This window comes from Burkholderia theae (assembly GCF_048565265.1).
GTDB classification, from domain to species: Bacteria; Pseudomonadota; Gammaproteobacteria; order Burkholderiales; family Burkholderiaceae; genus Burkholderia; species Burkholderia theae.
The window spans coordinates 2,809,728-2,823,359 of sequence record NZ_CP183462.1; the positions used below are offsets into that span (position 1 = coordinate 2,809,728).

General features: G+C 61.0%; 13 protein-coding genes. 7 read left to right on the forward strand and 6 right to left on the reverse strand.

Annotated features, from left to right (window positions below):
* Nucleotides 1-21: 21 nt before the first annotated feature.
* The 5 genes from ACN22W_RS30175 to ACN22W_RS30195 all read right to left on the reverse strand — a co-directional run bounded on the left by ACN22W_RS30175 (nucleotide 22) and on the right by ACN22W_RS30195 (nucleotide 5,174).
* Nucleotides 22-768: a flagellar hook-basal body protein gene (locus tag ACN22W_RS30175; RefSeq protein ID WP_419688253.1), complete on the reverse strand. Its 747-nt coding sequence runs from the start codon at nucleotides 766-768 to the stop codon at nucleotides 22-24.
* A 101-nt stretch (nucleotides 769-869) separates the two neighbouring features.
* Nucleotides 870-2,948 carry a flagellar biosynthesis protein FlhA gene (locus tag ACN22W_RS30180; RefSeq protein WP_419688254.1) on the reverse strand — a complete coding sequence of 693 codons (2,079 nt, stop codon included), beginning with the start codon at nucleotides 2,946-2,948 and terminating at the stop codon, nucleotides 870-872.
* Nucleotides 2,945-4,051: an EscU/YscU/HrcU family type III secretion system export apparatus switch protein gene (locus tag ACN22W_RS30185; RefSeq protein WP_419688255.1), complete on the reverse strand. Its 1,107-nt coding sequence runs from the start codon at nucleotides 4,049-4,051 to the stop codon at nucleotides 2,945-2,947. Before ACN22W_RS30185 ends, ACN22W_RS30180 begins: the two co-directional genes overlap by 4 nt.
* On the reverse strand, nucleotides 4,038-4,880 hold the full coding sequence (locus tag ACN22W_RS30190) for a flagellar biosynthetic protein FliR (protein WP_419688256.1): 843 nt from the start codon (nucleotides 4,878-4,880) through the stop codon (nucleotides 4,038-4,040). The genes ACN22W_RS30185 and ACN22W_RS30190 overlap by 14 nt, the downstream gene beginning before the upstream one ends.
* 15 nt (nucleotides 4,881-4,895) lie before the next feature.
* A complete protein-coding gene (locus ACN22W_RS30195) occupies nucleotides 4,896-5,174 on the reverse strand; it encodes a flagellar biosynthetic protein FliQ (RefSeq protein ID WP_419688257.1) in 279 nt (92 codons plus the stop codon).
* A gap of 847 nt (nucleotides 5,175-6,021) precedes the next feature.
* Between ACN22W_RS30195 and ACN22W_RS30200 the strand changes: the two genes are divergently transcribed.
* From ACN22W_RS30200 to ACN22W_RS30215, 4 genes are all read left to right on the forward strand, one after another.
* On the forward strand, nucleotides 6,022-6,864 hold the full coding sequence (locus ACN22W_RS30200) for a hypothetical protein (RefSeq protein WP_419688258.1): 843 nt from the start codon (nucleotides 6,022-6,024) through the stop codon (nucleotides 6,862-6,864).
* A gap of 860 nt (nucleotides 6,865-7,724) precedes the next feature.
* Nucleotides 7,725-8,459: a PadR family transcriptional regulator gene (locus ACN22W_RS30205; RefSeq protein ID WP_193102011.1), complete on the forward strand. Its 735-nt coding sequence runs from the start codon at nucleotides 7,725-7,727 to the stop codon at nucleotides 8,457-8,459.
* 13 nt (nucleotides 8,460-8,472) lie between these two features.
* Nucleotides 8,473-9,294 carry a siderophore-interacting protein gene (locus tag ACN22W_RS30210; RefSeq protein WP_419688259.1) on the forward strand — a complete coding sequence of 274 codons (822 nt, stop codon included), beginning with the start codon at nucleotides 8,473-8,475 and terminating at the stop codon, nucleotides 9,292-9,294.
* A gap of 167 nt (nucleotides 9,295-9,461) precedes the next feature.
* On the forward strand, nucleotides 9,462-9,695 hold the full coding sequence (locus tag ACN22W_RS30215) for a hypothetical protein (protein ID WP_419688260.1): 234 nt from the start codon (nucleotides 9,462-9,464) through the stop codon (nucleotides 9,693-9,695).
* A 26-nt stretch (nucleotides 9,696-9,721) separates the two neighbouring features.
* On the opposite strand, the gene ACN22W_RS30220 is transcribed toward ACN22W_RS30215, so the two are convergent.
* A complete protein-coding gene (locus ACN22W_RS30220; protein WP_412023505.1) occupies nucleotides 9,722-10,303 on the reverse strand; it encodes a phosphatase PAP2 family protein in 582 nt (193 codons plus the stop codon).
* Between the two features lie 439 nt (nucleotides 10,304-10,742).
* Between ACN22W_RS30220 and ACN22W_RS30225 the strand changes: the two genes are divergently transcribed.
* The 3 genes from ACN22W_RS30225 (at nucleotide 10,743) to ACN22W_RS30235 (ending at nucleotide 13,622) form a co-directional block, all read left to right on the forward strand.
* A complete protein-coding gene (locus tag ACN22W_RS30225; protein ID WP_419688261.1) occupies nucleotides 10,743-11,483 on the forward strand; it encodes an acetoacetate decarboxylase in 741 nt (246 codons plus the stop codon).
* 51 nt (nucleotides 11,484-11,534) lie between these two features.
* The gene (locus ACN22W_RS30230; protein ID WP_048250646.1) at nucleotides 11,535-12,320 is read left to right on the forward strand and encodes a 3-hydroxybutyrate dehydrogenase; all 786 of its coding nucleotides are present in this window, start codon (nucleotides 11,535-11,537) and stop codon (nucleotides 12,318-12,320) included.
* Between the two features lie 84 nt (nucleotides 12,321-12,404).
* Nucleotides 12,405-13,622, forward strand: coding sequence for a patatin-like phospholipase family protein (locus ACN22W_RS30235; RefSeq protein ID WP_048250647.1), 1,218 nt, complete (start codon nucleotides 12,405-12,407; stop codon nucleotides 13,620-13,622).
* Nucleotides 13,623-13,632 lie beyond the last annotated feature (10 nt).

The window sequence follows — 13,632 nt, forward strand, 5'->3', positions numbered from 1 at the left end:
TCCCCTGTTCCGGTCACGGCGTTACGACAGATCGCCGAGCTTGTGAATGGCGGTGTCCAGTAACCCGTCGTAGTTCTGGACGATTTTCTGCATCGACTCGAAATGACGAGTCGTTTGCATCAGTTGCATCATTTCCCGCATCGCATTTACGTTCGAATTCTCGAGTGCGCCCTGGCGCACCTCCGTTCCGTCCGCAATCACTTTCAAACCGGTCCCGGCGGCATACAGACCGTCGCCGACCTTCGTCAACGACTGCGGATCGTCAAACGTGACGACCTTCAACTGCGCAACCGGCGAACGCGATGCCCCCGCAGACGCACCGGATGACGCCGGCTCGGTCACATTGCCCTGTCGATCGATCACGGGCGTCGTTGTGTTCAGATGGATCTCCCCGCCACGCCCCATCACGGGATCACCCTGAGCGGTGACGAGCCTGCCGCGGCTATCCACGCTGAAGTTTCCTTGTCGCGTATAAGCCATTCCGTTCGCCGTTTCCACCTCGAAGAAGCCATCGGAAGTGAGCGCGACATCTAGCGGTTCGCCCGTCACCTTGAGCGTGCCGGGACGCGTATCGAGCAGGACGCGCATGCTTGCCTGCTCGAATGCAGGCTCTACCGCTGAAGGTGTCGATCCCTGGCCATTACCGGCCGCCAGTCGAGCGACGTCGGCAAATGGGGCCGCGCCAAGCACTTCGCGCCGATAGCCTGGTGTCGATACGTTCGCGATATTCGCCGCGACTCGATCCACCTTGGCCAGATCCTGCTGCATGCCGATCAATCCAATTGCAAATATGTCGTCCATTTCCGTGCTTGGCCTGTTGTCAAAACAAGGGGTACTGCGACGTTTTCCAGGTCTTTTCCGCTATAGCACTACAGCTTCACGATTCCCCACGATTTCAGCTCGACGGTCTGCGGAATCTCGGCCATCGACAGCACTCGCAAATGCGGCACGACGCGTTCGGATAGCGCGCGAAGATGGCGTCGCAGATCCGGTGCGCAAAGCAGCACCGGTTGCAGGTTTCCTTTCATCATGCGTTCCGCCTGCTGCACGAGACGCGTCATGAGTTGTTCCGAGAGGCGCGGATCGATCGCGAACGCTTGCGGTGTACCGTCCGGCGCCTCGCGCACTGCCTGAAAGCCGCTCAGGATCTCGCCCTCGACTGCAGGATCGAGTGTCAACACATGAAGTGCGTTGGTGTCACCGATCAATCCATGACAAATCGCGTGACTCAGCCTGCGTCGCACCAGTTCTGTCAGTTGACCAACATCCTTGCTGTAGCGTGCAGCATCGGCGAGAGTCTCGACGATCGCTTCGATATTTCGAATCGGCACCTTTTCGCGTAGCAAGCTCTGCAGTACTTTCTGAATATCGCTCAGCGACAAGACCGTCGGCACCAGTTCTTCGACAAGGCCAGGCTGCGCACTGCGGACGCGTGAAAGCAGACGTTCGGTCTCTCCCCGGGTAAGCAAAGTCGCGGATTCGCGACGCAATATTTCGCAAAGGTGGGTAATCAGAACCGTGCCGCCGTCCACAAGCGTGAACTTCGCGGCAAGCGCGGCTTCGCGCTGCATCTCCTCGATCCAGATCGCCGGCAAACCATATGTCGGATCCCGCGTCGGCTCGCCGGGGATCGATCGCACGTCGCCGGACGGATGAATGGCAAGCAATCGCTCGACACGCGCCTCTCCCCTCGCGCGGGGGACACCGTCTACCAGGATTTCGTAACGATCAGGAGCGAGCTTGCCGTTCGCCTTGAATCGCACGGGCGGCAATACCTGTCCCAGTTCGAACGCATGTTGATTGCGGAAAGCCGCGATTCGCTCGTTCAGAAAGCCATCCGCCTGATCCGCCTGTCCGGCCCAGTACGAGCCAAGATGAACCTCGATCGGTTCGACGGCGAGCTGGGCATAGGGATCGGCTTCGGTGCCGCGACCCTCGCGCACATCGCCCGGCTGGTCTCCGGATTCGAGCGACAATGACTCGTCGCGCCGGCGCGCCGCTCGATAGAGCATCACCGCCACGGTCAACGCGAGGCAGGCGAGCACCGCGGCCGGAAACGACGGGATGCCGGGCAACAGGATCAGCCCGCCCAACGCACCCGCCACGAGTAATAGCGTCTTCGGAAACGACGTGATTTGTCGCGCGACTTCAGCGCTCAAATTCGCGTCACTTGCGGAACGCGTCACGATAATGCCAGTCCCCACGGCAATCACCAGCGCCGGAACCTGCGTAACGATGCCGTCTCCGATCGTGAGTAGCGTATATGTCTGCAATGCATCACCCCATTGCATGCCCTGCTGCATCACGCCAATCACGAGACCACCAACAATGTTGATCAGCATGATGAGAATGCCGGCAATCGCATCACCCTTCACGAACTTGCTCGCCCCGTCCATCGCGCCATAGAAGGCGGCTTCCTTCTCGAGATTTTTGCGTCGCCGCTGCGCTTCCGCCTGATCGATGAACCCCATGTTCAGGTCCGCGTCGATGCTCATTTGCTGTCCGGGCATGCTGTCCAGCGTGAAGCGCGCCGCAACTTCGGAAACACGCTGTGCACCGTTGGTCACTACCACGTACTGCACGACGATAAGGATCAGAAAGACAATCAACCCAATGACATAGTTGCCGCCCACGACAAACGCGCCGATCGCCGATATCACCTTGCCCGCGTTTCCGGACGAAAGAATCAGACGGGTCGCCGCCACGTTGAGCGACAAACGGAACAGCGTTGCTATCAGCAACAGCGACGGGAACGTCGAAAACTCGACCGGCCGCTCCATATAAAACGTCAGAAGCAAAACCAGTAGCGCAAAGCTGACGTTCGTGAGGATCAGAAAATCCAGCACGCCCGCTGGAATCGGAGCGAACAACACCACCAGCACGCCGAGAACAAGCAGGACCATCACGATATCGGCGTGTCGACCGAGGATGCGCTTCAACGCGTTCATCGGCTGCTCCGCTGCGGCGCCGGCGCGACGCCCGTTTCGTGCGCGGCTCGTCGCCGCGCGAAAACCCAAACAATGATCCGGGCTACGGTTGCGTACATCGCCGGAGGAATGTGTTGGTCGGTCTCCGTTTCACGATAGAGCGCGCGGGCAAGCGGGGGATTCTGGACGATCGGGATACCGTGACGGGCCGCGATGCTTCGCATCACCGCCGCCATCAGTCCACGCCCCTTCGCGACCAATTGCGGCGCCGACATTTCGCCTTCGACATAACGCAGCGCAACAGCCACGTGGATGGGATTCGTGATCACCACGTCGGCATTGCGCGTATGGCTGACTGCAAGGCTGCGCTTCAGCACGTCGCGTCGAAGTTCGCGCAAGCGTCCACGGATACGCGGATCGCCTTCGCGTTGCTTCACTTCGTCCTTGACCTCGCGGCGGCTCATTCTCATTCGCTTTGCGAAACGCCGACGTGCCAGCAGCCAGTCGAACATAGCAAGCAGGAAAAACACCGCGCCGACCTTCAGGCCAAGTGAAGAAATGTCGTCGAGCAGTGTCTTCGTCTGGCGCAGGGCACCTTGTCCCGTCAGCAAATAAAACTGTGGCAGCAACTTCTTGATCGCGAAATAGACGGCGATCACCAACAATACGAGCTTCAGCAGCAGTCTGAGTGCCTGGTAAATCGACTGAAGGGAGAACAGGCGCCTAAATCCCTCGACCGGATTCAACCGCTCGAAATTCGGTTCGATGGTCGCCGGTGCAATCAGCGGCCCGACCTGCAGCAGGTTGCCGATGATCGCGGCAATCACCACGACCGCCAGGAACGGTGTCGCGGCGACCACGCACATGTGAATCATCCGCTCCAGGAGTGTCACGAGCAGTGCCGGATCTAGCGCACCGGAACTTGCCTCGACCATCAATCCTCGGGCAAAGGTGAACACCTGACGCCAGACTGGCCAAGCCTGCGATGATGCGTACAGCATCGTCGCAATCAACACGATCGCCAGCGGCAGGTCACGACTTTTCGCAACCTGTCCTTGCTCGCGTGCCTTCTTCAGCTTATGAGGCGTCGCCGCTTCGCTGCGATTTTGTTCAGCGTCGGCCATGCGAGCCCCCGTCAACGCTCGCAGCGCCAAACCACCCGTCCCATGCGTGATAGAGCGTTCCGTAAATACGTAACATCGCCGCCCCATTTCCCACGATCCAGAACGACAGTACAGCCAGCCCGATCAGGATCTTCACGGGCAGCCCCATCGACAGCATGTGCATCTGCGGAACGCTGCGCGACAACAACGCAAGCGCGAACTCAACGATCAGAATGCAAAACACGATCGGAGAAACCAGCGAGAATGCGAGGTCGAGCATTTCGGCTGCTTGGGCCAGAATCGGAGCCACCGCCGCATCCAGCGGCCATGGCGCCCCGAGAGGAAATCGATGAAGGCTGTACGCGATGCCCCGCAGCAACATGTGATGGCCGTCGACGAGAAAAAAAACGATGACGGCAGCTTGATTGAATATCGTCGTCAGCACCGGCACGACTGCATTGGTGCTTGGATCAAAGACCTGTGCTAGGCCGAAACCGATCTGAATGTCCAGTATCCGGCCCGCAAGAGAAAAGACGGCGAACGCCAAGTGGACGGCAACAGCCAATGCCACGCCAAATGCCATTTCCGAAAGAATCCAGCCGAATACAACGTCACCGCGTAAGGCATCAGCAGTCGAAGATCCGTTTGACGTGAGTGCACCAGCACCGGGTGTGGCGGGAGTCAGCCCCACGGCCAGCCCAATCACAATCAACAAGCGCACCGGCCCCGGTACGTTGACTACGGTCAACAACGGCGTAAACAGGAATGCGGCGCCGACGCGAATCGACAGCAATGTCGCTGTGACAAGCCAATCGCTACTCAGCCCCCAAGCGGATAGGGTATTCGGCATTATCTTCGTCCGCGGTCAAAAAAGGCTGGGAATACTTGTCCAGAGACGTGACGAAAATTGAGCCATCTCCCGCAGCATCCATGCCCCAATCGTCGTGAGTACCAGGATCGCCGTCACGAGTTTCGGGATGAATGTCAAAGACATGTCTTGGATTTGCGTAACGACTTGAAAAACGCTGACGATCAGACCCACCAGCAATACGCTACCCAGTACCGGTGCGCAAACTAGCAACCCGGTCCAGAATGTCTCCCCGAGCATATGCAAAGCAATATCCGGATTCACTAAAGCCCCCATGCGATATATGCGAGATTCTTATGACAGCGCAATCCATATATTTCGTAATACTAAATTCTTACAATTTAATTTCTTTTATTTAAATCAACCATTGAGCAAGCCGTACTCATCGGCAGTTGTTTCAGAATGTAACTGCAGATCATTGAGGCAACCACGGATTAGTTAAGATATGACAAAATTTGACAATTTTTCTTCCAAATAGAAAGATTGTATTGGGAAATTTTCAGGAACTCGAAATAAGATCGTAAAAATGAAATCAACTTGTCAGCCAATCACAGATAAAATCGTTTCTTGTGCGCTATTTGTTGATAATGAACACCGCTCCGCTTCATTTGAAGCTGACACAATATTGCCCAGCCTATTTCCCAGCGGCAGAGTTTCATAAACAATCGGTCAGTCATGCTTTGCCGCCAAGAGAGCAACGCATAAGGGTCGAGAATCGCCGAACGTGACAACTTATGCGCCCACATGAACTCATCGATGTTTACCCGAATCCGACTGGTGACATGACTACCGGCCGCGAGTTGCAGATATTCGCGGAGCAGCTCGACATGAGGGCGGTGTCGCACAATCCGAGCACATCTCGTCACTGACGCACGAAGGCCTACGCGTACTGGGCACACTGGCCAGTTCCGAGCTGCCACTATCTGCCCTCGAACGGAGCTCATACACGTCCATCCACATGAACATTGCACTCGCTCCAACACTATCAACCTCTCGCCAAAGTTCGTCGAGTGTGGCTGGATTCCGATAGGATCGACGCGAGACTCACTGCCTGATCCGCAGAAGACAATTTGTCGACGCTATATTTCTCGACGTACTTCATCACCCGGGAAGAACAGGAAAAATGGACCACTCTCAGTACTTCAGCCAAAGCTCGATTCAAGCTGCGAATCTTCGTCTGCACTATCTGACACAGTTGCTGCGCGAGCAGACGGGCTCGATTGTCCAATACGGCATCCTTCGTGGGTTTCCGATCGGCGTCAGCCACTGGGCGGAAGTCACAGTCGGCGGCTTCCTGCTCGGCACCTACGAAATCGCTGTCTGCGCAATTCTCGATGCCCTTGGGTCCCCCCAAAAGGTGCTGGTCGATCTAGGAGCCGCTGACGGAAATTTTGGCATCGGACTAGTCAGTAACAACGTCTTTGGTCGCAGCCTGTGTTTTGAAATGGACGAGCAGCGTCGCCGGGCCATCGAGCACCGAGCTGCGGAGATGGGACTGGCGGACCGCGTCGCGGTCTACGGGCAGGCCGATCGTAACCTGCCGGCGATCCTGTCGGAGCACGGCGGCAATCCGGCCGAGCGGGTGATCTTGTGCGATATCGAGGGCGCGGAATTCGACCTGTTCAACGACACGCTGCTGGAACAACTCTCGGGCAGCCACGTGATCATCGAAATCCACGATTTTCTGCTGTCCGACCCGACGCGGGCCGCGCATGCGTTCGACGAATTGAGTCAGCGTGCCGGCCAGTACTTCCATGTATACGAAGTTCGCGATGGGCTGCGGGACATTCGCAACATCCCGTTGCTACGCCACTGGTCGGACTGGGACTCGTGGCTGATGTGCACCGAAGCCCGCTACCGGATGATGCGATGGCTGTGGCTCGAACCGAAAAGCCGGCCGCGGCGGGCCGATCAGGACATCGATCGCTTGGTTCTCGACTACCAGCGCCGGATCTTCGCCGTCTGATGAAGTCGCTACGTCACTTAGGGTATGAGACGCCTGCCCCGGCTGCGTGTGTGCATGAAGCGCGATGCGATTGCCCTATTGCGTCGTGAAGCTGAGTTTTTTGCGGCACCCGCAACGTTATCATCGTTCCGTTGTGCTCGAGCTAGGCGTTGCGTGCCGACGGCTATTCCCTCGTGGTATCACTCGAATTGCCAGTCGACGTTGAAACGGATATTTATCAGCCGATCGCTCAAGATCTCTGGTGCCGATTAACGTAGAGATCGATACTTCCGACGACTTCTAATGTGATTGATCCAGGGGCGGCGGTTCGTTGCCGTATGCAAACGACCGCGCCCTTCTACCGCACCCGCAAATATCGTCAGACTTTCCGCAACCGGCCTCGATTCTCTGAACTACCGACTGACACAGTGACCGCTACGCTCAGTTGATCAATGTGCGGATCTGAGATAGCGCCATTACTTGGCGCATACCTGCCCCGGTTTTGATGTGTAGTCCGAATTACTCGCGGTCGTCGAGCGCCCTTTGGCAGCACATTGAAAACACCAATCTAATACCCCTCGATGATGGCTCAGACAACATCGCCGAGAAAGGCCATCACCGGGATCCTCAAAGCTACAGCGACGATCTCCCGCCCCGAGGCGCCGCGCGCCTTTTCCGCGGAAGTTCACGACAACCGCGAACAAACACATTAACTATTTGCCTTACAAATTAATAGCTTTGATCAAACACTGCAAAAAAGACCACCTTTTTTGCCAACCTACATCGCGGCCGCCCCTCCATCCCACCCCAAATAATCCCCTTGACGCCCTATCTTTCGATATATATCTTTAGATATGTTTTACGACATACAGGACACGATCATGCGACACAACCACTTCCGCGGCCATGCCCGATGCGACGGGCAAGGTGCGCATGCAGGCCCTGACTGGTTCGCCGGTCTCTGGCACGCGATCGGTCGCCACCGCCGCGGCCACGATTCGTTCGGTGGCGGCCCGTTCGGCGGCCGGGGCGGGCGCGGCGGCTTTGGCGATTTCGGCGACGACGGCATGCCGCGCGGCCGCCAGTTCAGCTCCGACGATCTCCAGCTGCTGCTGCTCGCGCTGGTTGCCGAGCAACCGAGCCATGGCTACGAGCTGATCAAGGCGCTCGACACACGTTCGAACGGTTTCTACAGCCCGAGCCCCGGCATGGTGTATCCGGCGCTCACGTATCTCGAGGAAGGCGGCTTCGTCGCGTCGCAGGCGGAAGGCAACCGCAAGCGTTATGCGCTGACCGACGCCGGCCGCGTGCATCTCGACGCGCAACGCGAACGCGTCGACACGCTGTTCGCACGCCTCACGCACCTCGCGCGCAAGATGGAGTTCATGCGCCGCGCTTTCGCCGGGGAATCGGCCGGCAACGAAGCGCAAGACGAATCGCAAGCCGGCTGGCTGCCGGAGTTCGTCGAAGCGCGCGTCGCGCTCAAGCGGGCGCTGCTGCACAAGAGCGCAGCCGGCCCCGACGAACAGCGCCGCATCGCGGCAATCATGCGCCGCGCGACGGCCGAAATCGAAGGCGGCACCGACGCGTCATCCGCGCCGCCCGCCAACATATAAGGAGTACGGATTGATGCAGAACACATCCGAACGCACCGTGACCCGCGTGCGCCACACCCTCAAGTTCCGCCTGCTGCAGGTGCTGCGCGTGCACACCGTGACGCCGCATCTGCTGCGCGTCACGCTCGGCGGCCCCGATCTCGCGGATTTCGAATCCGCGTCGTTCGACGACCACGTGAAAGTGTTTTTCCCGCCGCCCGGCGCCGAACGGCCCGCGATGCCGACGCTCGGCGCGAACGGCCCCGAGTTTCCGGAAGGCGAGCCGAAGCCCGTCGCGCGCGACTTCACGCCGCGCCGCTTCGACCGCGCCGCGTGCGAGCTCGATCTGGAATTCGTGCTGAACCATCCGGGCCCCGCGTCGCAGTGGGCCACGCAGGCGCGCGTCGGCCAATGGCTCGGCATCGGCGGCCCGCGCGGTTCGTTCGTCGTCCCGACCGGTTTTGACTGGCATCTGCTGATCGGCGACGATACGGCGCTGCCGGCGATCGCGCGGCGTCTCGAGGAATTGCCGGCCGGTGCGCGCGCGGCGGTCGTGCTGGAAGTCGCGGATCGCACCGCGCAGATCTCGTTCGATACGCACGCCGACGTGCATGAAATCTGGCGCTTCCGCGCCGAAGCCGACGCGGCGGACGGCGACGTGCTGCTGGATGCGGTCCGCGACCTGCCGCTGCCGCCGTCGGGCGACGGCTACGTGTGGGCGGCCGGCGAAGCGCTGTCGATGCGCGCGGTCCGGCAGCACCTGACCGGCGAGCGCGGGGTCGACAAGTCGCGCATCCGCGCGGCAGCCTACTGGAAGCGCGGCGCGGCGGCCGTACACGAAACGCTGGAAGACTGAAGGGTACGGGCACCCGGCTTACGGGCACCCGACGGCTTGACGGGTGATGCGACCGTGGCGCCGGCGCACCGACGGGCTTGGCATCGGCATCGCGGCTGGTATATATGTATGTCTGCGACGCCGCTGTCAGGCGACAGCCGCCGCAGCCCGCCCAGGAGCGCCCGGTCATGACAAAAGAAAGCCACGCTTCGCCTTTCCTTCGCAACCTGAAGATCGCCGGTTATTGTGGCCTCGCCGCGGTCGTACTCGCGCTGTTCGTCGCGATGTGCGCGATCCTGAAGGAAAGCGCCCTTGATCGCGACGCCGCGCAGCACCCGGCCGATACGCCCGAACTGCATGATGCGGGCGGCGGCCCGTCCGCGGCGGCCGAACCGGCCCGCTCGCCCGGCACGCCTGGCTGACGGCCTCCTGCCCGACTTCCTTCCGCTTACGGCGCGTGCCGGCGCCCCATCACGACCGCATGCACCGAATCGCCGAGCCGCTCAAGCAGCGCGGTCACGCGTTGCCCGTACAGGTGTGCGGCCAGCGCGCCGGCCGTCCCGACCAGCACGCCGCCCGCCATGTCGAACGGCCAGTGCACGCCCGCATAGACGCGCCCCCACGCAATCGCCACGGCCATCGCGGCCATCACGAACCCGGTGAGCCGGGTCGTGCCGCCGAGCATCAGGCCGACCGCCAGGCTCCATGCGAACGTCATGTGATCGCTCGGAAACGAGCTGTCCGGCGAATGCGGAATCAATTGCGTGCCGACGCCGGCCATGAACGGACGCGGCGAGAACCAGACATGCCCGATCACCTGCGCGAGCGCGAGCGCCACGCATACGCCGACACCGGCTTCGATCGCCTGGCGCCGCGTCGGGCGCGCGCCGAATATCCAGGTCAGCAACAGCATCGCGGGTAGCGCATAGACGAGCCAGTCGGCGGCGAAGATGGCGAGGCGGGCCACGCCCGGCTGCGGCGCAACCCCGGCGTTGATGGCGGAAAAGAGGGTGAGATTGAGGTTCTGCATGAATCCGGTTGCGTGGGACGTAAAGATTCGACCGGTTGCCCGGTCGGACAGGAACGATGCTAGCGGGCGCCCGCTTAAGCGATGCTTAATTCGGCGGGCATGCGGGACAGGGCCCACCCGCCGCGGCGAACGCACTTAGAGCCTGCACCGCAGCACAAGTTCACACAATTGTCATATTTCCGCGCGACCGTCTCCCGAAAAGGCTCACCCAGCATCCCGTAAAGACTCACCTTTTTCACATCGTGACGTCATCGACGTGTGCGAAGATCGGACCGCCGGGCGCCATCCGAGCCGTTTGCATCGTTCATCTCAATATTTACGCCGCAAATACTTTGAAATCGGCAACAATTAATTCCAAATGCGGCATCGCACAACGGCAACGCACAGGCATACGATTACGAGCACTCATCCACGAAGCGATCAACAACAAGGAGTCCGCATGAAAACCAGCGATGTCCGATCGAAAGCGTTTGCGATGCCGTTGACCAGCCCCGCCTTCCCGATGGGCCCCTACCGTTTCGTCAACCGTGAGTTCCTGATCATCACGTATCGCACCGATCCGGACCGTCTCCGTGAAATTGTCCCCGAGCCGCTGCAGGTCACCGAGCCGCTCGTGCATTACGAATTCATTCGCATGGCCGATTCGACCGGCTTCGGCGACTACACCGAAAGCGGCCAGGTAATTCCCGTCGAATACAACGGCCAGCCGGGCGGCTACACGCTCGCGATGTATCTCGACGATCACCCGCCGATCGCCGGCGGCCGCGAGCTGTGGGGCTTCCCGAAGAAGCTCGCCTCGCCCACCCTGCACGTGAACACCGACCACCTCCTCGGCACGCTCGACTACGGCAAGGTGCGCGTCGCGACCGGCACGATGGGCTACAAGCACAAGGAACTGGATATCGACGAGCAGACGAAGCGTCTCGCCGGCCCCAATTTCCTGCTGAAGATCATTCCGCACGTCGACGGCACCGCGCGCGTGTGCGAACTGGTGCGCTACTACCTGCAGGACATCAAGATGAAGGGCGCGTGGACGGGCCCCGCATCGCTCGAGCTGGCGCCGCACGCGCTCGCGCCCGTGGCCGACCTGCCGGTGCTCGAGATCGTCGAGGCCCGGCACCTCGTCGCAGATTTGACACTGGGCCTTGGCGAAGTCGTCTACGATTACCTGGCTCAGTAACACGTCCGCAGTCCTTTCTCCCTGTCAAACCTTTCACCACGGGAATTCGAAATGAGCAACCTGAATGGCAAGACCGCAGTCGTCACGGGCGCCGCAAGCGGCATCGGCAAGGAAATCGCACTCGAGCTCGCCAAAGCAGGCGCGGCCGTCGCGATCGCCGACCTGAACCAGGACGGCGCGAATGCGGTCGCCGACGAGATCATCAAGGCGGGCGGCAAGGCGATCGGCGTCGCGATGGACGTGACGAACGAGGAAGCCGTGAACAGCGGCATCGACAAGGTGGCCGAAGCGTTCGGCTCGGTCGACATCCTCGTGTCGAACGCCGGCATCCAGATCGTCAACCCGATCGAGAACTACTCGTTCGCCGACTGGAAGAAGATGCAGGCGATCCACGTCGACGGCGCGTTCCTGACGACGAAGGCCGCGCTCAAGCACATGTACAAGGACGATCGCGGCGGCGTCGTGATCTACATGGGTTCGGTGCACTCGCACGAAGCGTCGCCGCTGAAGTCGGCGTACGTGACGGCCAAGCACGGTCTGCTCGGCCTCGCCCGCGTGCTCGCGAAGGAAGGCGCGAAGCACAACGTGCGCTCGCACGTCGTGTGTCCGGGCTTCGTGCGCACGCCGCTGGTCGACAAGCAGATTCCGGAGCAGGCGAAGGAGCTCGGCATCAGCGAGGAAGAAGTGATCAAGAAGGTGATGCTCGGCAACACGGTCGACGGCGTGTTCACGACGGTGCAGGACGTCGCGCAGACGGTGCTGTTCCTGTCGGCATTCCCGAGCGCCGCGCTCACGGGCCAGTCGTTCGTCGTCAGCCACGGCTGGTTCATGCAGTAACGTCCTCGCCTCCCTGACGGGAGGCAATTCCCGCACCTTGCCTTTCCTCTCCGCCATCCATGGCGGGATTTCCCGGAGCAATTGATGAAGCCGCACGCCCGAACAGAAAAGCAGGCCGTCGACGCGGCGGACCTGCAACACGAAGCCGGCGCGCCGGCCCCTGCACGGTCGCTGCCGTACGAGACGATCGCGCTCGTCCTGCAGGGCGGCGGCGCGCTCGGCGCGTATCAGGCCGGCGTGTTCGAAGGGCTGCACGAGGCGGACGTTCCGCTCGACTGGATCGCGGGCATCTCGATCGGCGCGCTCAACACCGCGCTGATCGCCGGCAATGCGCCCGAGCATCGCGTCGAGCGCCTGCGCGAATTCTGGGAAACGATCTGCCAGCCGGCGTTCTTTCCCACGATTCCGGCCGCGTTCGAATTCGCGCTGTTCAACAGCATCGACCAGATCCGCACGTTCTTCACCGCGTCGCAGGCTGCCAGCGCGATGATGCAGGGCCAGCAGGGATTCTTCGTGCCGCGCTTCCCGCCGCCGCTGCCGGGCGTGTCCGACCATCCCGAAAAGATCAGCTGGTACGACACGTCGGCGCTGCGCGCAACGCTGCTGAAGCTGTGCGACTTCGACCGGATCAATTCGGGCGAGACGCGCGTGTCGGTCGGCGCGGTCAACGTCGGCACCGGCAACTTCGTGTACTTCGACAACTCGCGCATCCGCCTCGCGCCCGAGCACTTCATGGCGTCCGGCGCGCTGCCGCCCGCGTTCCCGCCCGTCGAGATCGACGGCGAGTATTACTGGGACGGTGGCGTCGTGTCGAACACGCCGCTGATGGAAGTGCTCCGCGCCCGGCCGCGCCGCGACACGCTCGCGTTCCAGGTCGATTTGTGGAGCGCGCGCGGGCCGCTGCCGCGCACGATGGCCGACGTCGCCGAACGCACGAAGGACGTGCAGTATTCGAGCCGCACGCGTTTCGTCACCGACACGCTGCAGCGCGAACAGCGTTACCGCAACGTGCTGCGCCACGTGCTCGACCAGGTGCCTGAAGCGCAGCGCAAGGCGGATCCGTGGTGCGTCGAGGCCGATGCGATGTCGTGCAGCAAGAAGTACAACATCCAGCACCTGATCTACCAGCAGAAGGCGTACGAGCATCACTACAAGGACTATCAGTTCGGTCTGTCGACGATGCGCGACCACTGGTCCGCGGGTCTCGACGACATCCGCAAGACGCTCGCAGTGAAGGACGGCCTCGCGCTGCCCAACAACGACGCGGGTTTCGTGACGCACGACATTCACCGCCGCCGGTAATGCGCTGCGC